At 65.4% G+C, this 22,493-nt stretch carries 18 protein-coding genes and 2 pseudogenes; 13 read left to right on the top strand and 7 right to left on the bottom strand.

Going from position 1 to position 22,493, the window contains the following annotated elements:
• The first annotated feature begins 37 nt into the window (after positions 1-37).
• The 5 genes from EN846_RS07605 to EN846_RS07585 all read left to right on the top strand — a co-directional run bounded on the left by EN846_RS07605 (position 38) and on the right by EN846_RS07585 (position 5,320).
• A complete protein-coding gene (locus EN846_RS07605; RefSeq protein ID WP_127394363.1) occupies positions 38-706 on the top strand; it encodes a hypothetical protein in 669 nt (222 codons plus the stop codon).
• Between the two features lie 69 nt (positions 707-775).
• Complete coding sequence (locus tag EN846_RS07600) at positions 776-1,867, top strand: DNA topoisomerase IB (protein ID WP_128345990.1); 1,092 nt, start codon at positions 776-778, stop codon at positions 1,865-1,867.
• A gap of 113 nt (positions 1,868-1,980) precedes the next feature.
• Positions 1,981-2,355: a YciI family protein gene (locus EN846_RS07595; protein ID WP_127284727.1), complete on the top strand. Its 375-nt coding sequence runs from the start codon at positions 1,981-1,983 to the stop codon at positions 2,353-2,355.
• On the top strand, positions 2,352-3,623 hold the full coding sequence (locus tag EN846_RS07590; RefSeq protein ID WP_127284726.1) for an RNA polymerase sigma factor: 1,272 nt from the start codon (positions 2,352-2,354) through the stop codon (positions 3,621-3,623). The genes EN846_RS07595 and EN846_RS07590 overlap by 4 nt, the downstream gene beginning before the upstream one ends.
• Positions 3,624-3,805: 182 nt before the next feature.
• Positions 3,806-5,320 carry an aldehyde dehydrogenase family protein gene (locus EN846_RS07585; protein ID WP_127392994.1) on the top strand — a complete coding sequence of 505 codons (1,515 nt, stop codon included), beginning with the start codon at positions 3,806-3,808 and terminating at the stop codon, positions 5,318-5,320.
• Between the two features lie 97 nt (positions 5,321-5,417).
• Here the strand turns inward: EN846_RS07585 and EN846_RS07580 are convergent.
• The 3 genes and pseudogenes from EN846_RS07580 to EN846_RS07570 all read right to left on the bottom strand — a co-directional run.
• Positions 5,418-6,254: pseudogene (locus EN846_RS07580) on the bottom strand (hypothetical protein); the annotation flags it as partial.
• 107 nt (positions 6,255-6,361) lie between these two features.
• The gene (locus EN846_RS07575; RefSeq protein WP_187331327.1) at positions 6,362-7,228 is read right to left on the bottom strand and encodes a hypothetical protein; all 867 of its coding nucleotides are present in this window, start codon (positions 7,226-7,228) and stop codon (positions 6,362-6,364) included.
• 259 nt (positions 7,229-7,487) lie between these two features.
• On the bottom strand, positions 7,488-8,201 hold the full coding sequence (locus EN846_RS07570; RefSeq protein WP_127284722.1) for a GntR family transcriptional regulator: 714 nt from the start codon (positions 8,199-8,201) through the stop codon (positions 7,488-7,490).
• A gap of 262 nt (positions 8,202-8,463) precedes the next feature.
• On the opposite strand from EN846_RS07570, the gene EN846_RS07565 reads away from it, so the two are divergent.
• From EN846_RS07565 to EN846_RS07540, 6 genes and pseudogenes are all read left to right on the top strand, one after another.
• Complete coding sequence (locus EN846_RS07565; RefSeq protein ID WP_128345989.1) at positions 8,464-9,552, top strand: ABC transporter ATP-binding protein; 1,089 nt, start codon at positions 8,464-8,466, stop codon at positions 9,550-9,552.
• A gap of 29 nt (positions 9,553-9,581) precedes the next feature.
• The gene (locus EN846_RS07560; RefSeq protein ID WP_127393693.1) at positions 9,582-10,871 is read left to right on the top strand and encodes a PotD/PotF family extracellular solute-binding protein; all 1,290 of its coding nucleotides are present in this window, start codon (positions 9,582-9,584) and stop codon (positions 10,869-10,871) included.
• Between the two features lie 143 nt (positions 10,872-11,014).
• Positions 11,015-11,854: pseudogene (locus tag EN846_RS07555) on the top strand (ABC transporter permease); the annotation flags it as partial.
• Between the two features lie 4 nt (positions 11,855-11,858).
• The gene (locus EN846_RS07550; protein WP_127393691.1) at positions 11,859-12,677 is read left to right on the top strand and encodes an ABC transporter permease; all 819 of its coding nucleotides are present in this window, start codon (positions 11,859-11,861) and stop codon (positions 12,675-12,677) included.
• A gap of 11 nt (positions 12,678-12,688) precedes the next feature.
• On the top strand, positions 12,689-13,435 hold the full coding sequence (locus EN846_RS07545) for an aspartate/glutamate racemase family protein (protein ID WP_127393690.1): 747 nt from the start codon (positions 12,689-12,691) through the stop codon (positions 13,433-13,435).
• A 4-nt stretch (positions 13,436-13,439) separates the two neighbouring features.
• Positions 13,440-14,270: a GNAT family N-acetyltransferase gene (locus tag EN846_RS07540; protein ID WP_128345988.1), complete on the top strand. Its 831-nt coding sequence runs from the start codon at positions 13,440-13,442 to the stop codon at positions 14,268-14,270.
• A gap of 13 nt (positions 14,271-14,283) precedes the next feature.
• Here EN846_RS07540 and EN846_RS07535 read toward each other — a convergent pair whose 3' ends face one another.
• A complete protein-coding gene (locus EN846_RS07535; protein ID WP_127392763.1) occupies positions 14,284-15,216 on the bottom strand; it encodes a GlxA family transcriptional regulator in 933 nt (310 codons plus the stop codon).
• 88 nt (positions 15,217-15,304) lie between these two features.
• Between EN846_RS07535 and EN846_RS07530 the strand changes: the two genes are divergently transcribed.
• Complete coding sequence (locus tag EN846_RS07530; protein WP_127392764.1) at positions 15,305-16,456, top strand: DJ-1/PfpI family protein; 1,152 nt, start codon at positions 15,305-15,307, stop codon at positions 16,454-16,456.
• Positions 16,457-16,677: 221 nt separating this feature from the next.
• Positions 16,678-17,562 carry a hypothetical protein gene (locus tag EN846_RS07525; RefSeq protein ID WP_245493241.1) on the top strand — a complete coding sequence of 295 codons (885 nt, stop codon included), beginning with the start codon at positions 16,678-16,680 and terminating at the stop codon, positions 17,560-17,562.
• A gap of 2 nt (positions 17,563-17,564) precedes the next feature.
• Here EN846_RS07525 and EN846_RS07520 read toward each other — a convergent pair whose 3' ends face one another.
• Genes EN846_RS07520 through EN846_RS07510 form a run of 3 tightly spaced genes read right to left on the bottom strand, consistent with a single transcriptional unit; the run spans position 17,565 to position 22,445 of the window.
• Positions 17,565-19,094, bottom strand: coding sequence for a hypothetical protein (locus EN846_RS07520; RefSeq protein WP_127392766.1), 1,530 nt, complete (start codon positions 19,092-19,094; stop codon positions 17,565-17,567).
• Between the two features lie 60 nt (positions 19,095-19,154).
• Positions 19,155-20,288: a cellulase family glycosylhydrolase gene (locus EN846_RS07515; RefSeq protein WP_127392767.1), complete on the bottom strand. Its 1,134-nt coding sequence runs from the start codon at positions 20,286-20,288 to the stop codon at positions 19,155-19,157.
• A 3-nt stretch (positions 20,289-20,291) separates the two neighbouring features.
• On the bottom strand, positions 20,292-22,445 hold the full coding sequence (locus EN846_RS07510; RefSeq protein ID WP_127392768.1) for a GumC family protein: 2,154 nt from the start codon (positions 22,443-22,445) through the stop codon (positions 20,292-20,294).
• Between the last annotated feature and the right edge of the window lie 48 nt (positions 22,446-22,493).

Genomic DNA, 22,493 nt, shown 5'->3' with positions numbered 1-22,493 from the left:
CGGTCGATGGTTCGGGTCGCGACGGAAGGTCGTCGCGGTGTTCAGCTATCGTTACGATGCGCATCTGGTGCCGGGCCTGATCGCGAACATCGACCCGATCGTTGACGGCTGGATTGCATATGACGATCGTGGTTCGGACGAGATGTTCAGCAGCGAGCCGACGAGGCGGCGTGCCCTGCTGGCTGCGGCCCTCGAGGCCGGCGCCGATTGGATCCTGGCAATGGACCCCGACGAGAGGTTGGAAAACGCGGTCGCCGATCAAATTGGCCAACTGACCAGCCGGTCGCGGCGCATCGCCTGGGGATTCCGGACGCTGGAAATGTACACGCCGGACAGCTACCGCGTCGACGGGCCCTGGGGGCAGAAGATGCAGCACAGGCTGTTCAGCGCCTACCATCCGGATCGCTATCGGTCGACGGATTTGCATGGCGCCTGGTTCCCCGAAGACCTCCGCCTCAAACTCAGGGACAGCGGTCTCAACCTTTATCATCTGAAGATGATCGAGCCGAAGCGGCGCGCGGCACGGCGCGACCTCTACAATCATCTCGATCCGGATCGCAGGCTGCAGGACATCGGCTATGACTATCTGGCGGATGACTCCGGAGCGGTTTTCGAAACCATACCGCCCGGGCGAGGCTACTTTCCGGTCCATAGCGACGACGGCGGGCTGTGGATGGCGGATGTGTCGGATGTCCGGCCGGCGTGAACCCCAATGGCATCGCGGAACCAGCGGCCGGTTGCCGGCTTATCTACGGACCAGTTCCGTGGATCCGTCATGCTGCAACGACCGCAATCCGCCCCTGAACGCCCGGCAGGCGAGGACGAAACTCAAAAGAACGGCGCGCAGAAATCGGCCGAGCGTGCATCGCTCACCTATGTCAGCGATGCCGATCCCGGCATTCGTCGGCTGCGAAAGGGCAAGGGCTTCGTCTATCTCGGGCGCCATGGCCGCCCGGTCTCCACGGCGACGCTTGCGCGCATCCGGGCGCTCGCAATTCCACCGGCGTGGACCGACGTGTGGATTTCGCCCGATGCCTGCGGCCATATCCAGGCGACCGGTCGGGACCAGCGCGGACGCAAGCAATACCGCTACCATCCGCTGTGGGCGGCCGAGCGCGACGGCGCCAAATATTCGAGCCTGATCGCCTTTGCCAGAAGCCTGCCCGAACTGCGCCGCCGCATCGATGCCGATCTGCGCCGCCACGGCCTGCCGGCGGAGCGTGTCGTGGCGGCCACCGTCTGGCTGCTCGACAACACGATGATCCGCGTCGGCAATGCCGCCTACGCCCGCGACAACAAGAGTTTCGGGCTGACGACGTTGCGCGACCGCCATGTCGACATCGAGGGATCGAGCCTGCGGTTTGCCTTCAAGGGCAAGTCAGGCAAGGAATGGAAGCTGAAACTGGTCGACCGCCGGATCGCCAGGATCGTGCGCGGCGCGCAGGAGCTTCCGGGCCAGAAGCTGCTTCAGTATCTTGGCGAGGACGGCAACCGGCATCCTGTCGGCTCCGGCGACGTCAACGGCTACATCCGCGACGCGGCCGGCGCGGATTTCAGCTCGAAGCATTTCCGCACCTGGGGCGGCACCATCCACGCCGCATCGCTGTTTGCGCAAACCGGGCGTCCGGAAAGCCAGGCGCAGATGAAGCGGGTCATGAACGGCATCATCGACAGGGTCGCCGAGCGCCTCGGCAACACGCGCGCGGTCTGCCGCAAATGCTATATCCACCCGCTGGTCTTCGAAGCCTGGTCGGAGGGGCGGCTGCTTAGCGAGATGGCTGAGGCCAGCAAGCGAAAACGCCGGATACCCGGCCTCGACGAAGAGGAGACGCTTGTGCTGAGATGGCTTGAGGCGCGCTGCGCCTGACCGATGGCGCGGGGAGGGCAGCCAAGCCCGTGTGATCGCTCGGCAATTTTTTTATCGACGTTGTGTCGGGAAGGGCCCTACTGTCGCGTCCTTTGATACGGAAAGGACTTGCCATGCTCTATGCCATCCTCTGCTATGCCTCCGAAGACGTCGTCTGCTCTTGGAGCAAGGAACAGGACGACGAGGTGATGGCCAAGCTCCTCAACGTGCAGGAAAAATACGCCCAGGCCGGGCGGCTTGGGCCGGTCGCGCGCCTGCTGCCGACAACCGCGGCGACGACGCTGCGCAGGGTCAAGGGCGAGCCGGTCGTCATCGACGGCCCGTTCGCCGAGACCAAGGAACAGTTCCTCGGCTTCTACACGCTCGAATGCGCCGATCTCGACGAGGCCGTCGACTTCGCGCGCGAGCTTTCCGAGGTCAATCCGAGCGGCGGCTCCTACGAGATACGCCCGGTTTCCATCTTCAATCCCGCCAGAGTGCCCGCATGACCGAGCTTGCCTGGATAAGCACCGCGATCAGCACCGCCCGTCCGCAGGCGATGGGCGCGCTGCTGCGCTACTTCCGCGACCTCGACGCCGCGGAGGAGGCTTTCCAGGACGCATGCCTCAGGGCGCTGAAGAACTGGCCGAAAAACGGCCCGCCGCGCGATCCCGCCGCCTGGCTGATCTTCGTCGGCCGCAACAGCGGCATCGATGCAGTGCGCAAGCGGTCCAAGCAGGCGCCGCTGCCGGAAGAGGACCAGATCTCCGACCTGGAGGATGCCGAGAGCGATATCGCCGAGCGTCTCGACGGCGCCCACTACCGCGACGATATCCTGCGGCTCCTGTTCATCTGCTGCCACCCGGACCTGCCGGCGACGCAGCAGATCGCGGTGGCCTTGCGCATCGTATCCGGCCTTACCGTCAAACAGATCGCGCGCGCCTTCCTGGTCGGCGAAAGCGCCATGGAGCAGCGCATCACCCGCGCCAAGGCGCGCATCGCGGATGCCGGCGTGCCGTTCGAGACGCCGGGCGCCGTCGAGCGCTCGGAGCGGCTCGCAGCGGTGGCCGCGATGGTCTACCTGATCTTCAACGAGGGCTATTCGACCAACAGCGGCGAGGCGCCGGCGCGCGCGCCGCTCTGCGAGGAGGCGATCCGGCTGGCGCGGCTCCTGCTCAGGCTGTTCCAGACCGAGCCGGAGATCATGGGGCTGACGGCGCTGCTGCTGCTGCAGCATGCGCGAGCGCCGGCACGCTTCGACGCCAGTGGCGAGATCGTGCTGCTCGAGGACCAGGATCGGTCGCTCTGGAGCCGCAAGATGATCGACGAGGGCCTGGCGCTTGTCGACAAGGCGCTGCGCCACCAGCAGCCCGGCCCCTACCAGGTGCAAGCGGCGATCGCCGCGCTGCATGCACGGGCGGTGAAGCCCGAGGATACCGACTGGACCGAGATCGACCTGCTCTACAGCCTGCTCGAGCGCATGCAGCCGTCGCCGGTGGTGACGCTCAATCGCGCCGTCGCGGTGGCCAAGGTGCGCGGGCCCGAGGCGGCGCTCGCCATGATCGAGCCGCTTGCTGACAGGCTGTCCGGCTATTTCCACTTCTTTGGCCTCAAGGGCGGGCTGCTGATGCAGCTCGACCGCGGCGATGAGGCGCGCGTTGCCTTCGACCGGGCGATCGCGCTTGCCAACACCGCCGCCGAGGCGGCCCATATCCGCATGCATATCGACCGGCTGATGAAGGAAGGCGCCGAGCGGGCCGCGCAAAAGGCGCGCTGAGCTCTCGTCTCGAAAGTCTGGCCCAACCTTGGGCGCCGGGCTTAGACCATGCCGGGGTGGCGGTTTTTCCCCGAAACGAGTAATGCCACGCCATGAACGCGCTCCGACGTGCCCGACGGCACGGATAGGGTGGCGTATGGCTTTGTCCTGTTGCCTTGCGACGGGATCTGAAAGGGACAAAAATGACGATAGCGAAGGAAACGGCCGCACTTCTGGAGAAACTCGGCGTCGCCAAGGACGCACTCTCCGGCGGCGACCTGATCGTGCGCAGCCCGGTGACGGGAGAGCAGATCGCGGCGCTGACGACGATCTCGCCGGCGGATGCGGCCAGGACCATCGACGCCGCCCACAAGGCGTTCCAGGCCTGGCGGCTGGTGCCGGGACCGAAGCGCGGCGAGCTGGTGCGCCTGCTTGGCGAGGAACTGCGCGCACACAAGGCCGAGCTCGGCCGGCTGGTGTCGATCGAGGTCGGCAAGATCCCGTCCGAAGGCCTTGGTGAGGTGCAGGAGATGATCGACATCTGCGATTTCGCCGTCGGCCTCTCCAGGCAGTTGTACGGCCTGACCATCGCCACCGAACGCCCCGGCCACCGCATGATGGAGACCTGGCATCCGCTGGGCGTCGTCGGCGTCATCTCGGCGTTCAATTTTCCGGTCGCGGTATGGTCGTGGAATGCTGCCCTTGCGCTGGTGTGCGGCGACGCCGTGGTGTGGAAGCCGTCGGAAAAGACGCCGCTGACAGCGCTTGCCTGCGAGGCGATCTTCAAGCGCGCGGTCAAGCGCTTCGGCAGTGACGCGCCGGCAGGACTGGCGCCGGTGCTGATCGGCGACCGCGCCGTCGGCGAGATCCTGGTCGACCATCCGAAGGTGCCGCTGGTCTCGGCTACCGGCTCGACCCGCATGGGCAGGGATGTCGGTCCGCGGCTGGCCAAGCGCTTCGCGCGCGCGGTGCTGGAGCTCGGCGGCAACAATGCCGGCATCGTCTGCCCGACCGCCGATCTCGACATGGCGCTGCGCGCCATCGCCTTTGGCGCCATGGGCACGGCCGGCCAGCGCTGCACGACGCTGCGGCGCCTGTTCGTGCACGAAAGCGTCTACGACGCGCTGCTGCCGCGCCTCAAGAAGGCCTACCAGAGCGTCTCGGTCGGCAATCCGCTGGAGACGTCTTCGCTGGTCGGTCCGCTGATCGACAAGGCCGCCTTCGACAACATGCAGAAGGCGCTGCAGGAAGCCACCGCCCATGGCGGCAAGGTGACCGGCGGTTCGCGGGTCGAGAACGGCCATCCGGACGCCTACTACGTGCACCCTGCGCTGGTCGAAATGCCGAAGCAGGTCGCGCCGGTTACGGAGGAGACTTTCGCGCCGATCCTCTATGTAATGAAATACACCGATTTCGACGCCGTGCTCGACGAGCACAATGCGGTCGGCGCCGGCCTGTCGTCGTCGATCTTCACCCGCGACTTGCAGGAATCCGAGCGCTTCCTCGGCGTCGACGGCTCGGACTGCGGCATCGCCAATGTCAACATCGGCACCTCGGGCGCCGAGATCGGTGGCGCGTTCGGCGGCGAGAAGGAAACCGGCGGCGGCCGCGAGAGCGGCTCGGATGCCTGGAAGGCCTATATGCGGCGCGCCACCAACACGGTGAACTATTCCAAGGCGCTGCCGTTGGCCCAGGGCGTGTCCTTCGACATCGACTGAGGCCATCGCAACTCGATGGGTTGATGACCATGATTTGCGGCATCTCCCGTACGGGGATGCCGCAGCGATCAGCTGTCGGCTGCGTGCCGAAGGCCTCAGCGAATGCGGCGTCGATGATGGCCAGCTTCACGGCCTGGGCGGTCATGTACTCGTTGTAGAAATCGCGCGACACCCACATCACCGATTGGCCGCGTTGGCCAAGCCAGCCGATGCTGCCCATCTCCTCGGCGTCGCGCAGCTTGCGCGCAAGGTGGGTGCGCGAGAGCTTCAGCCATCCGACGAAGTCGCCGATCGAGACCACGACGGTCGGGATGCGGTCCTGGCCGGCATGATCGGGATCGATGCCCGAAATCAGCCAGTCCATGACGGCGCCGCCGTTGTTCAGCCAGGTGAACAGCGAAAAGGTCTGTTTGGGCTCGCGCACCGGGTGGGACGAAAGCAAGCCGTCGGCCACCAGCGGCTGCAGCCTGGCCAGCGCGTCGGATCGCGCAAGAAAGAGGGACAGCCGGTTCGCGCCGTCGAGACCGTCCAGCGTCTGCAAATGGGCAAGCATCCAGCCCAGCACCTCCTCCAGGCTCGACCGCGTCGGCTGCACGGGGCGAATGCGCGCGTCCTCGTCGGCCGGCACGACCTCGATGAAGTTGTAGTGAAGCATCTCCTTGATGAAGGCGTCGGCGGTGTTGCGGCTGGCCACCTGATGCTGACGGATGGCGTCGATGATACGGGCCGCCGTCGCTTCCTTCCGGTAGTCGCCGGGGTCGCGCCTGAAATGCAGGGCCAGGCCGATATGGGCCATCAGCCAGCGCTGCTGCGTGGCAAAGACGGACGAAAGGCGCGGGTTTGCCTGGTAGGCCTGGTTCATCGCAAGCGCCTGCATCCGCACGCAGCGGTGCAGCGCCGGATGGTCGGCAATCTCTTCGGCGTTCAGCGTCATCCCCCCAGACCCGCTTACGTCTCGACGACTATAGCCGATAGCAGTTTCAACCAGCCGCCGCCAGACGGTCGGCAGGGCATCACGCAGGTTGTGAAGAAGGCGGTTGCTCAGCCGCTATCCGGCGCTGGAAAACAGGCCTCGAAGGCCGCGTCGACAACGGCGAGCTTGGCCGCCTGGACGGCCATGTATTCGTGGTAGAATTCTTTCGAAACCCACATCAGGGAATGGCCGCGCTGGCCGGTCCAGCCGATGCTGCCGAGTTCCTCGGCGTCGTGCAGCTTGCGCGCGAGATGGGTGCGCGACAGCTTAAGCCATTTGGCAAACTCCGCGATTGAAACGATGCTGGTCGGGATGCGGTCCAACCCGGCATTCTGCGGATCGATGCCGGACATCAGCCAGTCCATGACGATGCCGCCATTGTTGAGCCAGATGAACAGGGAGAAGGTCTGCTCGGGCTCGCGTACCGGCGTCGAGGACAGCAGGCCGTCGGCGATCAGCGGCTGCAATCTGGCCAGCATTTCGGGCCGCTCCAGGAAGGTCGCCAGCCGGTTGCCGCCGTCAAGGCTGTCCAGCGTCCTCAGATGAGCGAGGACCCAGCCGGTGAATGTCTTGATGGTGGCCGCTGTCGGCTGCATAGGGTGAGCGCGCGCATCTCCGCTGGTCGGCAGATATTCTGCGATGTTGTAATGCAGCATCTCCTTGATGAAGGCTTCCGCCGTGTTGCGGCTGGCCACCGAATTCTGGCGTATGACCTTGAGGAAGCGCGCCAGGGTCAGCGCCGTGTGGTGGTCGTTCGGGTCGCGCCTGAAATGCAGCGCGAGGCCGACATGGCCCATCAGCCAGCGCTGCTGCGTGGCGAAGATCGCAGCCAGCCGCGGGCTCGTCTCAAAGATCTGGATAAGTGCCCGCGACTGTTCCTGGACACCGCGGTGTACAGCCGGATGGCCGGCAATATCTTCGGCTTTAAGCGCCATCCTGCTCCTGCTCCGATTCAGCCCTCCGAACCGTGAAAACAGGGCGCACATTTCCAGCCTTCATCGTTGGTGTCCAGTGGCGCGATCACCGTACCAAAGTAGGTCAGGTTGCATTCGGGCCAAGGCCGTTTTCCCCCGTTAACTCTTTGCAACCGTTCGCAAAAACCACTCCCAACAATAGTCAGGCCGACAGCCCCGGTTGCATTGATGCACGCAAAGGGCGGGCATAGGTTTCGCGCCATCCGGCCGGCGATGATTGTCAGGACTCGAGCGCCTGCCGCAGTGCCGGACCGCTCCTGACGCGCAGGTCGAGATCGGCCTCGATATGGTCGATGTGGTGCAGCATCAGCGCGCTGGCGCGTTCGGCGTTGCCGTTCTCCAGCGCCTGCAGGATCTGCAGATGCTCGTTGTGGCCGCAGCTCGAAATGCCGGAGCGGCCATAGAGCGCGATCACCAGAGAGGAGCGCGCGACCAGTTCTTCCATGAATCGCTGCAGGATGACGTTGCCGGCCACCGATGCCAGCAGCAGATGGAAATCGCCGGAAGCCTTGATCTCGGAGCGCCTCGCGCTCGGCCCGCGCTCGGCGATGAAGCGGCCCTCTTCTTCGAGCTGTGCCTTGAAGGCGGCAACGTCAGCCGGTGTGATGCGCCCGGCAGCGGCAATCGCGATGCCGGGCTCGATCAGCCGGCGCGAGGCAAAGACCTGGCGCGCCTCTTCCGGCGAGGGATTGGCGACGAAGGCGCCACGATTGCGCTCGGTGCGCACCAGGCCTTCGAAGGAAAGCATCTGCAGCGCCGCGCGCGCGACGGTACGGCTGACATCGAAAAGGGTGCCGACCTCGCCTTCCGACAGCTTTGTTCCGGGCGCCAGCCGGCGGTCGACGATGGCGTCGCGCAGCTGGTCGCGGATCGCCTGGGCGCGATCCTCGTTGGCATTGTCGACGGCAGGAAAGGTCTGGTCGGCGATGTTCATGGCGGTAAGGTCCCTCAGCACTTCTAGCCTGAATCGGGCCGCCTGCACGAGAGCCAAAGTGAACGCAATCGCAGAAAAGATTGCATACGATTTCTGCTTACATCGCCAACAATCGCCCATAATTTGTGCATCGCACAAGAATGCCGCTTTGTCAGGCGGTGAGCGCGGTCGCCGATTTTCTCGAGGATTCAACCGCTTGAGGGCAGCGGCGGGCAACTGGCACGCATGATGCTTTGGTTAATCCGAGCAAAGAGGAGCCCGGATGTCCAAAGCCGCCGAGATCGACATCGTGTCCGTTTCGAAAGTCTACGGCGCAACCACCGCTGTCGAGGACATCAGCCTCAAGATCCCGGCCGGCACCTATTGCTGCCTGCTCGGTCCGTCCGGCTGCGGCAAGACCTCGACGCTGCGCATGATCGCCGGGCACGAAAGCATCTCCAGCGGCGACGTCCGTCTCGGCAACGTTGTCGTTACCGACCTGCCGCCGGCCAGGCGCGGCACCGCCATGATGTTCCAGTCCTACGCGCTGTTTCCGCATCTCGACCTTGTCGACAACGTCGCCTTCAGCCTGAAGATGAAGGGCGTCGGCAAGGCGGAGCGCCACGCCAAGGCGCTCGACATGCTGAAGCTGATGCAGATGGACGGCTATGCCAGCCGCCGTCCGGCGCAGCTTTCGGGCGGGCAGCAGCAGCGTGTGGCGCTGGCGCGCGCGCTGATCACCGACCCCGAAGCGCTGCTGCTCGACGAGCCGCTTTCGGCGCTCGATCCATTCCTGAAGATCCGTATGCGGGCGGAGCTGAAGAAACTGCAGGCCTCGCTCGGCATCACCTTCGTCCACGTCACCCACAGCCAGGAGGAGGCGATGGCGCTGGCCGACCTGATCGTGGTGATGAACGATGGCCGCATCGAGCAGGCGGCGCCGCCGCGCACGGTGTTCGAACGGCCGGCGACCGCGTTCGTCGCCCGCTTCATGGGCGACCACAATGTCGTCTCCGGGCGTGTCAGCGGCGAGCGCGACGGCTTGGCGTTCTTCGATGTGCCGGGTGGCGCCTCACTGGCCGCGAGCGGGCAGGCCCGCGAACCCGGCGCGCCGATCGACATCGCCATCCGCACCGATCGTGTGCGCGTCGGCGAAGCGCCGGCGGCGGGGCTCGGCTTCAGCGGCATCGTTTCCAACATCGAATATCGCGGCGCGACCGTGAAGCTCTCGGTCAATGGCGCCGGCATCGAGGATTTCACCGTCATCCTCGATGACGAGAGCTTCTTCGCCAGGCCGGTCGCCGTCGGCGACGCGGTGCCGATCGCCTGGGATGTCGAGGACACGATAATCCTCGGCCGCCTCAATTCCTGAACCATCACAACCAAAAAGGGGAACTGACAATGACCAACACCACCGACAAGAAGACAGGCATTTCCCGCCGCTCGCTGCTCAAGACGGGTGCCGCGGCGGTCGGCCTTGCCGCCGGCTCAGGCATCATCACCGGCTTCCCGACGATCTGGGCGAAATCGAACATCACGCTGCGCCAGTTCGGCACCGGCGTGTCGAACCTCAATGCCATCGCCGAGAAGTGCAAGGCGGACCTCGGCATCACGCTGGAGATGACGGCGACCGATTCCGACGCCGCCGCGCAGCGCGCGGTGACGCAACCTGACAGCTACGACATCGCCGACATCGAATACTGGATCTGCAAGAAGGTGTTTCCCACCGGCGTGCTGCAGCCGATGGATGTCAGCAAGCTGAAATATTACGACGAACTGGTGCCGCTGTTCAAAACCGGCAAGCTGACGCCGGACAGCGTCATCGCCCAGGGTACCGCGCCGCACACGGTCGGCTATGTCGAGGCGCAGGACAGCAAGGTCTTCGCCAAGGCGCCGACCGACTGGTTCACCATGGTGCCGACGATCTACAATGCCGACACGCTGGGCATCCGTCCCGACCTCGTCGGCCGCGACATCACCACCTGGGCCGACATCATGGACCCGGCCTTTAAGGGCAAGACCGCGATCCTCAACATTCCGTCGATCGGCATCATGGACGCGGCGATGATCATGGAGGCCACCGGCAACATCAAATACGCCGACAAGGGCAACATGACCAAGGAGGAGATCGACAAGACGATCGACTTCCTGATCAAGGCCAAGCAGGCCGGGCAGTTCCGCGCCTTCTGGAAGTCTTTCGACGAGAGCGTCAATCTGATGGCGTCGGGCGAAGTGGTGATCCAGTCGATGTGGTCGCCGGCCGTGGCCGCGGTCCGCTCGAAGGGCATCGCCTGCCGGTTCCAGCCGCTCAAGGAAGGCTATCGCTCCTGGGGCGGCGGCCTCGGCCTTGCCGCGCATCTCAAGGGCGCCGAGCTCGACGCCGCCTACGAATACATCAACTGGTACACGTCCGGCTGGGTCGGCGGCTATCTCAACCGCCAGGGCTACTACTCGGCCAACATGGTGTCGGCCAAGAAGTTCATGTCCGAGGACGAGTGGGGCTACTGGATCGAAGGCAAGGCGGCCAAGGGCGATATCCTGTCGCCGGACGGCAAGGTCATGGAGAAGGCGGGCGCGGTGCGCGACGGCGGCTCGTTCGAACAGCGCATGGGCAAGGTCGCCTGCTGGAACTCGGTCATGGACGAGGACCGCTACATGGTGAAGCGCTGGAACGAGTTCATCGCGGCGTGATGCACTGATGGCGGATGACGGCGGCGACGCCGTCGTCATCCGCAAACACAACCACTCGTCGGATATCCAGCATGACAGTCGCGCTCGAACGCCCTGCAATGGCCGCGGCCAGGCCCGTAAGGCGCCGTCGTTTCTCGATTGGCGCCATCGCCCCCTATCTGCAGGCGACGCCGCTTGCCCTGATCCTCGGCGCGTTCCTGCTGCTGCCGATCCTGATGATCGTTGTCGTCAGCTTCTGGGACTACGATTTCGCGGCGATGTATCCGGATTTTCTGACCACCAATTATGCGGATGTGCTCGGTTCCTGGGTCACCTGGAAGACCTATCTCAACACGCTGAAATACGCGGCCATCGTCTGGGCGCTGACGCTCTTCATCGGCTTCTGGGTCGCCTATTTCCTAGCCTTCCACATCCGCACCACGGCCATGCAGATGGTGCTGTTCCTGGTCTGCACCGTGCCGTTCCTGACCTCCAACATCATCCGCATGATCTCGTGGATCCCGGTACTTGGCCGCAACGGGCTGGTCAACTCGACGCTGGTGCAGCTGGGGCTGGTGCCGAAGCCGGTCGAATGGCTGCTCTATTCCGAATTCGCCGTGGTGCTCGCCATGGTGCATCTCTACACGCTGTTCATGGTGACGCCGATCTTCAACACGCTGATGCGCATCGACCGCTCGCTGTTCGAGGCCGCGCGCGACGCCGGCGCCTCCGGCTGGCAAATTTTGTGGAACGTCGTCATCCCGCTGGCCAAGCCAGGCATGGCGATCGGCACCATCTTCGTCGTCACGCTGGTGATGGCCGACTTCTCCACCGTCCAGGTGATGTCGGGCGGGCAGAGCGCCTCGGTCGCGCTGATGATGAAGAACCAGATGTCGCTGCTGCAGTATCCGGCCGCCGCCGCCAACGCGGTGGTGCTTCTGGTGCTGGTGCTTTTGATGGTCGCCGGCATCCTGCGCATCGTCGACATCCGCAAGGAGCTCTGAGGCGATGCACCGCGAGAAGCGAACTCTCCAATTCTACCTGCTGGCGGCGTTCTTCGCCCTGTTCGTGCTGTTTCTCTACGGGCCGCTGTCGGCGATCCTGATCCTGTCCTTCCAGGGCGAGAATGGCGGGCTGACCTTCCCGCTCAACGGAGTCTCGCTGCACTGGTTCGCCAATCTGTTCGAGAAGCAGGCGGTAGGCGATTTCGGCGGCAGCTTCAGGCGCTCGCTGGCGCTCGGCCTGATGGTGATGGCGGTAACGGTCACGGTGTCGCTGCTCGCCGGGCTCGCCTTCCGTCGCAAGTTTCGCGGCGCCGCGGCCTTGTTCTATCTCGCCGTCGCCAGCTTGGTCGTGCCGTCGATCGTCATCAGCCTCGGCATCGGCGTCGTCTTCCAGCAGATCGGCTTTCGTCCCGCCTGGTACACGTCGGCTTTCGGCGCGCATCTGACCTGGACCTTGCCGTTCGGCGTGCTGATCATGTTCGCCGTCTTCAACCGCTTCTCGCCGGCCTATGAGGAAGCCGCGCGCGATCTCGGGGCGTCGTCCTGGCAGACCTTCGCGCATGTGGTGCTGCCGATGATCGCGCCCAGCCTGATCGGCGTCGGCCTGTTCGGCTTTACGCTTTCCTATGACGAGTTCGCCCGCACGCTGATGACGTCGGGCAGTTTCAACACGCTGCCGCTCGAGATCTACGGCATGACGACGAATGTAACGACGCCGGTGCTCTATGCGCTTGGCACGGTGACCACCGTGTTCTCTTCCCTGGTGATCCTGCTGACGCTCGGCGCGATCGTCTATGTCGGCCGCCGCCGGGCGCGAGCCTGAACGGAGCCAACGTGCAGATTCTTGTGGTGAACCCGAACACGACCGCCAGCATGACCGAAACCGTCGCGGCGGCCGCCCGCTCGGTTGCCAGCGTCTCGACGGAGATCTTCGCAGTCACCTCGTCGATGGGGCCGGTGTCGATCGAGGGCTACTACGACGAGGCACTTGCCGTGCCCGGCCTGCTGGTCGAGATCGCCGCCGGCGAGCGTGCCGGCGCGCAGGCGGCGATCATTGCCTGCTTCGACGACACCGGGTTGGACGCGGCGCGCGCCATGGCGGCCATCCCGGTCATCGGCATTTGCGAAGCGGCGCTCAGCGTCGCCTCCTTCATTGCCCAGCGCTTCAGCGTGGTGACCACCACCGAACGTTCGCGCGTGCCGGTCGAAGAGCTGGTGCGGCGCTACGGCATGGCCGCGCGGGCCCGCGTGCGCGCCGCCGACATTCCGGTCCTGGCGCTGGAGGACCCGTCGTCGGGCGCCATCGTCAAGCTGCGCGACGAGATCGCGCGCGCCATCGAGCAGGATCGCGCCGAGGCGATCGTGCTCGGCTGCGCCGGCATGGCCGATCTTGCCGCCGAACTGCAACGGGATTTCCGCCTGCCGGTCATCGACGGCGTCGGCGCTGCGGTGAAGCAGGCCGAGGCGCTGATTGCGCTTGGCCTGTCGACATCCAAACGCGGCGCCTATGCAAACCCGCTGGCAAAGCCCTATCGTGGCGTTCTGAAATCCTTCGCCCCGGGTGCCGTCGCCGCCGAGTGATACGATGCCGAGAACAATCCGCGTGCTCGCCTCGCAGGAGGTGGAAATGCTTGTCGACTGGGCCGCGGGCGAAGGCTGGAATCCGGGCTTTGGCGATGCCGCCGTGTTCCAGGCGGCCGACCCCGAAGGCTTCATCGGCGCCTTCGTCGACGGCCAGATGGTGGCCGGCATCTCGGCCGTCGCCTATGGCGACCGCTTCGGCTTCATCGGCCTCTATATCTGCCGACCCGACCGGCGCGGCGAGGGGCATGGCAAGGCGGTGTGGGACGCCGGCATGGCGCGGCTCGGCAATCGCACGATCGGCCTCGACGGTGTCGTCGAGCAGCAGCCCAATTATCGGCGCATGGGATTTCAGCCCGCCTACGAGACGCTCCGCTACAGCGGCCATGCCGCAGGTCTCGCCGGTAGCGGCGACATCCGGCCGCTGACGCCCGATCGGTTTGCCGACGTCCTCGCCTATGACCGCGGCTGTTTCCCGGCGCCACGGCCGGCTTTCCTCGAAGGATGGCTGCAGCCGCCGCGCGTTGCCTTGCTGGCCATGAAAGCCGGCCGGATTTGCGGCTATGGCGTGGCGCGGCAGTGTCGGGAAGGGTTCAAGGTCGGGCCGCTGTTCGCCGACGATACCGAGACCGCGCTGCGGCTGCTGGCCGCGCTGACCGACATGATGAGGGGCACGCTGCACATCGACGTGCCGGTGGCCAATGCGGATTTCACCGCAGCGCTTGGGGCCGCCGGCCTGTCGCCCGGCTTCAGCACGACCCGGATGTATCGGGGAGGCGTGCCGGCAAACGCGCAAGCCAGGGTGTTCGGCATGACCACGCTCGAGCTGGGCTGACGCGGAGCGGCCGCTATCGCCGCGCCGAGCGCCGCAGCGCCTGGGGCGGCTGGCCGAAGCCGCGCATGAAGGCGCGGCGCATGCGGCCGGGATCGCCGAAACCGGTGGCGGCGGCGATACGATCGAGAGAGGCGGAGCTGGTCTCCACCGCGGTTCGGGCGGTTTCCAGGCGCAGCCGCTCCACGGCCTTGGCAGGCGTGGTTCCCGTTTCTCCAGTGAAGGCACGGGCGAAGTGGCGCGGGCTCATGGCTGCGCGGTCGGCGAGAATCTCGACCGTCAGCGGCTCGGCGAGATGGTCCCGCATCCACTCAATCAAATCGGCGAAGCGGCCGGTGCGGCCGCCGAGCTCCACCAGCGAGGAAAACTGCGACTGGCCGGACCTGCGCTGGTGAACGACAAGCTGCTGCGCCGTGCGGCGCGCGACATCCTGGCCGAGATCGTCCTCGATGAGGGCGAGCGCGAGGTCGATGCCGGCGGAAATACCGGCCGAGGTCCAGACATCGCCATCGTGAACGAAGATGCGGTCCGCATCGACGCTGATCCTCGGATAGCGGCGAGCGAAATCGTCCGTGCTCGCCCAGTGCGTGGTGGCGCGGCGCCCGTCGAGCAGCCCGGCTTCCGCCAGCAGATAAGCGCCCGAGCAGACGCTGGCGATCCGCCGCGCGCGGCCGCGTTTCAGCCAGGCGGCGATCTGTTCGGCCGCCGCCAGCGAGCGCACGATCTCGCCGCCGGAAATGATGACCGTGTCGAAGCGCTCGTCGCGCAGAGGCTCGGTGGCGAGGCTGATGCCCGAGGAGCTTTCGATCGCACCGCCGCCTGGCGCCAGCATCGCCAGCTCATAGCTGCCGGGGCAAAAACGACCGGCGATCTCGAAGGCCGCCGTCGGGCCCGCGGCATCCAGCAGCTGGAAACCCGGATGGATAATGATCGCGACTGTCCGTTTCATGGCAGTTTTTGCACGATTTATGTCATTTCGGACAAAGCCTAGCGTCTTTACACTTCGGGTCAATCCTTCGACCTGATGGGAGTGAACTATGCGCTTGCGGACCATCTTGTGGAGCGGAGTCGCCGCCGTCCTGCTTGTCCTTGTGGCTGGGGCGGGATGGGTGCTGTCGCTGCCGCCGGCATCAGACGCCTTCGCCGCGCCGGCGATCGACAGGCAGGAGGCGGACGCCACGGTAGCGGCGCTGCGGCCGCGAAAGCGGCAGCGGCCGCTGGTCGCCATCATCGGCATCAACGACGCCACCGAAACCACCGACTATCTCATGCCCTACGGCATCCTGAGGCGCGCCGATGTCGCCGATGTGATGATGCTGGCGACACAGCCGGGGCCGGTGACGCTGTTCCCGGTGCTCAAGGTGGAACCGGATGCGACAGTGGCGGAGTTCGATGCGCGGCATCCGCAAGGCGCCGACTACGTCATCGTTCCGGCGATGAGCCGCGACGACGATCCTGCGGTGCTTGAATGGCTAAAGCGCCAGTCGGCCAAGGGCGCCATCGTCATTGGCATCTGCGCCGGCGCCAAGGTGGTCGGCGCCAGCGGGTTGCTCGACGGCAAGCGGGCGACCACGCACTGGTATTCGGTGGGCGAGCTTCGCGACCGGCATCCCTCGATCCACTATGTCGCCGACCGGCGCTTCGTGGTTGACCAGGATGTGGCGACAACGACGGGCATCACGGCGTCGATGCCGATGATGCTGACCCTGATCGAGGCGATAGCCGGCAGGCGGAAGGCCGAAGCCGTCGCGCACGAGCTTGGGCTCACCGGCTGGGATGCGCGCCATGCCAGCGGCGCCTTCAAGTTCACGCGTCCCTTCGCGCTGACGGCGATCAGCAACACGCTCGCATTCTGGGATCGCGAACAGCTAGGGCTGGAACTGACGCTGGGCATGGACGAGGTGTCGCTCGCCCTTGTCGCCGATGCATGGTCGCGCACCTACCGCTCGCGCGCCGTGACGATTTCCGCGACGACTGAAGCCGTCACGAGCCGCAACGGCATGCGCATCCTGCCCGACCAGGTCATCGCCAACTGGCCTTCGGAAGCGCGGATCGCCGGCTTCGAGCATCAGCCGCCGGCCGTGGCGCTGGACCAGGCGCTTCGAAACATCGCCGACCGCTATGGCACGGACACGACCGATTTTGTCGCCATGCAGCTCGAATACCCGAAGCAAAGCGCCGCGCAATAAGGCGCCTGCGCCGCGAGTGGGCCTGACTGCACTTCAGGCTGGCGAGCGGTGACTTCTCCGGCGAACGCACCGCGGCCAAGTGGCGATGGTTGTACAAGGTTGTATTTCAGGAATGACTACAGAAACGCCTGCCACGGCGCAGAGTTTGTTAATTTTTGCGAAGTAGCATAAGTACGAACGTGAAGCTATCCAGTTGGTTTGGTAGTACTCCCGAGTCGACGATGGCCGTTCCTGGCGCTCCTCCCTCCGATCTCAGCTGTCGACCAATTCGCGAAGACGATTGGGAAGGCGTGCTCGATTGCCTGCGCAGAGGCTTTCCGATGCGCCGCCGCAAATACTGGATGCATGCGCTGATCCGTCTGGCGGAGCGGCCCGCGATCGAGGGTTGTCCGCGATATGGCTTTGCGCTGGAAAGTTCCGGCCGGATCGTCGGGGTCGTGCTGACCCTCTATGCCCGTTACCCGGGGCGAGAGGGCGACGAAATCCGTTGCAATATCTCAAGTTGGTCCGTGGACAAGGCATTCCGTCCCTACGCCATGAAATTGATCTGGCCGGTGCTCAGGCGAAGGGATGTGACCTACACCAACATTTCGCCGGCACCCTCGACATTGAACGCCAACAAGGCGCTCGGCTTTCGCCTCTTCGCCAGCGGCCAGTTCGCGTTCCTGCCCGCCTTGAGTTCGGCGCAGCCGTCATGCCGGGTGCTCGAGGTCCGCTCCGATCTCGCCGAGATGGCGATGCTGTCGGACAGCGAGAGATCCATTCTCGAGGACCATGCCGCGCTGGGCTGCCTCTCCTTCATCTGTGTTCGCGACGGGGCGGCGTATCCGCTGGTGCTGATGCCGCGCCGCATCCTGCACGGCCTGATTCCGTGCGCCCAAATCGTCTATTGCCGTTCGCTTGCGGATTTGGGCCGCTGCGCCGGCGCCGTGGGACGCATTCTCCTGCGGCGCGGAATCCTGCTTTGCCTCGTCGATGCGAATGGGCCGATCGCAGGCCTGTTCGGCCGCTACTTCGCGAACAAGGGGCTGAAATATTTCAAAGGGCCGAAACCGCCTTCGCCCGGGGATCTGACATTCACCGAACTGGTGATATTCGGCCCTTAAGATCAGGTTTGCTGACTGGCCCTCGCCGTCGCTACCTCGCGCCAGTGCGTTCCGAGCGAGACACCGACGAGCAGCAGGCAGAAGCTGAGCGCGAGCGGCGAGTAGAACGCCTCTTCCTGCAGCACGGCATTGGCCGAGATGGTGACGATGCCGACAAAGGCAAACAGGAAATCCGGGTCGCCGGTGTCGATCAGCCGCCGCCGTGCCGCCACGGCGAGCGCTGCGAGGAAGCCGAAGAAGACGAAGCTGCCAATCCCCATCTGGTAGAGCATGACGCCGACCGCGCTTTCGACGGGGACGGACGCGACGCCCTCGGCCTGGGCGGTCGCCCAGCTGAGATTGAGGCTGGTGCTCGACAGATTGCCGCCGAATCCCAATCCTTGCCCAAGCGGGTTGGCCATGAAATCGCGCAGGCCGGCCATCAGGCCAAGCACGTGATAGTCGCCATGCGTGGCGCCATAGGCGATGGCGGCGGTCGTCCAGATCGCTGCCAGGGCCAGGACGGCGGCGAGCGTCAGGCGGGCGCGGGAAGGGCGGTAGATGATGCGCATGGCGAGCGCGATGAGCAAAAGGAACGTTGCGCCCTTGGAGCCGATGACCAGAAGCAGCGGCAGGGCGGCGATGGGCAGCAGCCAGCGGCCTCTGAACAGGAGCCAGGCCGAGATGATGCTGAGCGCGTAGGCGTAGCTGATCGAATGGAAATTCGGGCCGCCGATGCGGAAGACGCTTGGCAGGATGTCGTTGAAGAACGGCGTGTTGAAGAAGGTCGTCGTCATCACGTCCTGCAGGCCGCGGAAAACGAAGCCCGTTTCCTTGAGCGACTTCTCCCAGACGCCGGTCTCGATCTGCCGCGCGATGTTGCGCTGGATGTAAAGGTCGCCGTGGAACAGGCTGAGGAAATCCATCGTGAAGGTCAGCTCCACGTAGCCGTAGATGATGGCACCGGCACCGAGCCAGAACATGCTCTTGCGCAGGTCGACCGGATAGAGGCTGGCGGCAAGCACCGCGATGTGGAAGCAGGCGAGCGGCGTGATCGTGTTGCGGAAATAGACGACCGCATCCTTGGGCTGGCCGTGCACGATCCCCAGGGCAAGATAGAAACAGATCGTCCCGCACAGAACGATGCTCAGCAGCAGCCAGAAGCGCAATTCGGTTAGGGCGCGCACGCGCTGCTGGAACGACGCGGCAAGGAAGATGCAGAAGGCGGTCATCAGGATGACGAAGTTGGTGCCGCGCAGCGCGTCGAACGTGTCGTTGTCGGGGATGTAAGGGGTGTACCAGGTCACTATGAGGTTCTGGTAGAGGAAGGCGCAGATGATCAGGACCGGGACGCCCGCTGGGATGGCGTTGGCCACGATCAGCGTCAGCAGGAATGTCGCCGCGATGCCGAACGGTGTCCAGACGGCGAAGGCCGAGACCGTCAAGGCAACGACGGAGAGCGACACGATGACATGCAGCAGCGCGTCATCGCGCGACGCCTCCAGCCTCGACGCGTCCAGGCCGACCGGTGGATATGTCCCGGTGACGCTCATTGCCGGTCAGCCCTGACCGTCGCAGGCATCGGCGCCCGGATGTGCTGAGCCTTGTCCATGTCAGTCCTCGCCGTCGCCGCCGAGGAGGGCGGCGATCATCGAGCGGTCGAACCCTTCCGCGCTCTGCCTACTGGCGATGAAACCGAACCCCTGGTCGAGCTCCCAATGGGCCCAGCCGATCTGGTTGGCCTCGGCCGCCCTGCGCACGGCGCGAACCCAGCGCGCGCGGCTTTCGGCATCGACGCAGAAATTGAGCACGCCGAACTCGTTCAGCATGACCGGGCAGTGCTGGGCCGCCGACCAGTGCCCGAGCCCAGCGAAATCCGAGGCGATCCGCGCCTCGGTCCAGGGGCTCGACAGTTCCTGCTCCAGAAGGGAAGCAGCTTCTTCGTCGCCCGCCGCCTGGAGTTTGGAGACAAGCGCGCGGACCGGCGGCGAGTCCTTCGTCGCAGGAAAGGGCAGGTTGGCGAGACGGGCGAGCGGCGATCGATCCCAGGTCTCGCATTGATGCGTGAAAGCCATGGGCGCGTAGTAATGGATGGCAGCGATCTGCCTGTTATCGGCGAGCGGCGGGGTGTCGCCGATCTCCCAGATACCCTGGAAGCGCGCCGGTCCCCAGACCAGCGTGTGCAGCGGACATTTGGCGCGCACGGTCCTGGCAAGCTCATCGCGCAGCCCGAGCCAGTCGCTCCGCTCCATCGGCGGTTCGTTCAACAGCTCCGGATAGACCAAATCCTCCGGCAGGTCGGCAATGACGACGCGCAGCGCCGTCCAGGCTTGAACCACCTGCCTGGCGGCGGCTGTCGGATCGCGCTCGAACGCGGCGCGAAGATCACCCGAAGGGTGCATGTCCACCAGCACCGCGAAGCCGAGCCCGACAAGCTCGGCCACGCCACGCTGAATGCCGCGCAATGCCGCCCGGTTGCCGTCCGCGACGAGATCGCCGTTCACCGGCAAGCGGATCGTTTCGAACCCCGTTTGACGAAGCTTCTCCAGAACGGCCGGGGCAGGGGCGCTCCCGCCTTCTCGTTCGAACCATCCCGGAAGGTTGAAGCCATGCGAGGGAACGGCGCGCTTGTTCGCCGGCAGCGTGGCGGAGACGGAAAAAGGCAAGGCTGCAAGCAGGGCGCCGCCGGTCAGGGCAAGCGCTCGCCGCCGCGACAGCGCCGGCAATGCCTGCCCCAGCGCCCGCATGGATCAGGTCCTCGCGATAGCGCCGCGGCGCCAGTCGCCGGCCTTCGACGGGACGTCGTGCAGGGTCTTGCCGGGCTGGGCGCTGTCCTGCGCGATCACCAGCGTGGCGCTGCGTTCGACTTGGCCAGCGCCGAGATGCCGCTCGATCAGATCGGCGGCGTCGGATGCCCTTTCGGACCGGTTCAACGCGAACAGCGTGAGATCGGCCTTGGCAGAAAGCTCCGGGTCCCAACCTTCTTCGCCAAGCGATGGGGCGACCACGAGCACGAAATCGAAGGCGTTGCCGGCTTCGGCAAGAATGCTGCGCAAGCTGTTGCGATCGCGCGATTGCTGACCCTGCCCGGCCGCAACACCGGCTGCAACCGTGCGCAGGCCGCTGGCGCCGTCGATGAACAGGCCGGAGCCGTATCCTGAGCGATGCGGCAGGTCTCCGACTTCAACCACGAGCACATTCTGTTCGGCTCGCTGCAGGCCGATCCCGACCATCGCGCCGGCGAGCCGTGCCTCGGCGCTGCTTTGCATCGAAGACACCAGCAACACAAAGGGTTTGGGGTGGTCGCTCAGGCGCTCGAGGATCTGCCGCATCAGTCTCAGCACGGCCAGCGAAAGCGTTTCGTTGCCGGTCTCGAACAGCGACTTCCTCATCGCCTTGATGTTTGCAAGCGCCGCGCCCCCGGCGACCCCGGGCAAGCGGTATGCGCCGAAATCGGCCGGCACGGGCAGCGATCGGGGCTTGGCCCGCGGGCCATCCTTGGCTGGATCGACCGCCTGCGGAGCGTCCCGCCGTTGGCTCGACGGATCATCCTGCGGCCGGCCGACCGGGCCTAGCGTCAAAGCGAGGCCGCATCCGGCCATGAGGCCGAGAAAGACGCTCACCGGCAGCAGCAGGGCCGGCTTTGGCCAGGTCGGCTGCAGCGGCGGCGCGGCGGCGCTTATGGTGCGCGCCTCGGATGTCTGGACACCCTGCAGCTGTGATGTTTCCTGGGCGCGCTTGAGGAAGTCGTCGAGCACGGTGCGGGCGGCCTGGGCCCTGGAGTCCAGTTGCCGCAACTGCACCTGCGCCAGGCTGGAGTCCTGCGACTGCTGGCGCAGGGCTTCGAGCTTGTCCTGCAGCTTTGCGGCATTCTGGACGGCGAGATCGTAGTTGGCCTTCAGCTGCTGCCTGATGCGCATCGCCTCTCCGGCCATGAGCCGGTTGATGCGATCGAGTTCGGACCTCAGGCGTCCGATCGCCGGATGGCGCGGCCCGTACATGGTTTCGAGGTTGGCGAGCTCGGTGGCGCGCTGATTGTAATCGTCGCGCAGATTGGCGGCCGCGTTGGAGGAGAGTATCTCCGAGAGCTTGGCGAGGCCTGCCGCGGAAGTGCCCGCCGCCAGCGCCTGATTGTACCTGTCCTTCGCCTTGTCGGCGTCACCTTGCGCGGCGATCAGCTGCGTCGTCAGCTGGTCGAGCTGCGATTGCAGCGTGCCGCCGTCGGTCGGATCAACGATCCTGTGCTGCGATTTGAAGTCCTCGACGGCGCGCTCGGCGTCGCTGACGTCCTTCTGCAGGCCCTTGATCCTGTCGTTGAGAAGGGAGTTCACATCGTCATTGGCGGTTTCGCGCTCGCCGGCGAGGCTCGCCTTGTAGCGGTCGACGATGGCGTTGGCGAGGCGGGCCGCCTTCTCCGGCGACGGCGAGGTGAAGGAGACATTGATGACATAGGTCAGCCCCTCGCGCTCGACCGATACCGCCTTCTGGAAACGCTTGAATGCCGCATCCTGCGAGGAGGTCCCTCCGAACAGGGACATGAGGCGCGATATCGGCCCGCGGGACGAAAATTCGGGATCATTCTGGAGCTTCTGGCTGTCGAAGACGGTGCCCAGCAGGTCCTGCGATTCGATGACGAAGACCTGGCTCGCGATGGCGGCGCTGTCGGCCCCGATGCCCGGTAGGACGTTGTTGAAATTGGTCGCGCGCGCGTCGCGCGGATCGATCAGGATCGAGGCGGTCGCGGTGTAGCTGGGGCTCGTCACGGCAAGGTAGAGCAGCGCCAAAAGCAGAGCCGCGCCGGTGATGGCAAAGACCAGCAGGCGGCGCCCCCAAAGGATGGCCCACAACGGTCCGATATCGAACAATGGCGGAAGAGCGCGATCGTCGATCCTGGCTGGCTTCATTACCTTTCCCCTGCAGAGGCGCGGCGTCCCGACACCACTCTACACGGT

It is taken from the genome of Mesorhizobium sp. M4B.F.Ca.ET.203.01.1.1, assembly GCF_004791025.1.
GTDB classification, from domain to species: Bacteria; Pseudomonadota; Alphaproteobacteria; order Rhizobiales; family Rhizobiaceae; genus Mesorhizobium; species Mesorhizobium abyssinicae.
The sequence above is the reverse complement of the archived record's forward strand: the minus strand, read 5'-3'. Positions and strand labels throughout refer to the sequence as shown.

Coding starts and splice junctions, on each gene's coding strand:
- EN846_RS07590 (WP_127284726.1), top strand. CDS start 2,352: ATGACCGAGCTTGCCTGGATAAGCACCGCGATCAGCACCGCCCGTCCG.
- EN846_RS07550 (WP_127393691.1), top strand. CDS start 11,859: ATGCACCGCGAGAAGCGAACTCTCCAATTCTACCTGCTGGCGGCGTTC.
- EN846_RS07515 (WP_127392767.1), bottom strand. CDS start 20,288: ATGCGGGCGCTGGGGCAGGCATTGCCGGCGCTGTCGCGGCGGCGAGCG.
- EN846_RS07520 (WP_127392766.1), bottom strand. CDS start 19,094: ATGAGCGTCACCGGGACATATCCACCGGTCGGCCTGGACGCGTCGAGG.
- EN846_RS07565 (WP_128345989.1), top strand. CDS start 8,464: ATGTCCAAAGCCGCCGAGATCGACATCGTGTCCGTTTCGAAAGTCTAC.
- EN846_RS07575 (WP_187331327.1), bottom strand. CDS start 7,228: ATGGCGCTTAAAGCCGAAGATATTGCCGGCCATCCGGCTGTACACCGC.
- EN846_RS07600 (WP_128345990.1), top strand. CDS start 776: ATGCTGCAACGACCGCAATCCGCCCCTGAACGCCCGGCAGGCGAGGAC.
- EN846_RS07535 (WP_127392763.1), bottom strand. CDS start 15,216: ATGAAACGGACAGTCGCGATCATTATCCATCCGGGTTTCCAGCTGCTG.
- EN846_RS07540 (WP_128345988.1), top strand. CDS start 13,440: ATGCCGAGAACAATCCGCGTGCTCGCCTCGCAGGAGGTGGAAATGCTT.
- EN846_RS07560 (WP_127393693.1), top strand. CDS start 9,582: ATGACCAACACCACCGACAAGAAGACAGGCATTTCCCGCCGCTCGCTG.
- EN846_RS07570 (WP_127284722.1), bottom strand. CDS start 8,201: ATGAACATCGCCGACCAGACCTTTCCTGCCGTCGACAATGCCAACGAG.
- EN846_RS07510 (WP_127392768.1), bottom strand. CDS start 22,445: ATGAAGCCAGCCAGGATCGACGATCGCGCTCTTCCGCCATTGTTCGAT.
- EN846_RS07530 (WP_127392764.1), top strand. CDS start 15,305: ATGCGCTTGCGGACCATCTTGTGGAGCGGAGTCGCCGCCGTCCTGCTT.
- EN846_RS07525 (WP_245493241.1), top strand. CDS start 16,678: ATGGCCGTTCCTGGCGCTCCTCCCTCCGATCTCAGCTGTCGACCAATT.
- EN846_RS07585 (WP_127392994.1), top strand. CDS start 3,806: ATGACGATAGCGAAGGAAACGGCCGCACTTCTGGAGAAACTCGGCGTC.
- EN846_RS07595 (WP_127284727.1), top strand. CDS start 1,981: ATGCTCTATGCCATCCTCTGCTATGCCTCCGAAGACGTCGTCTGCTCT.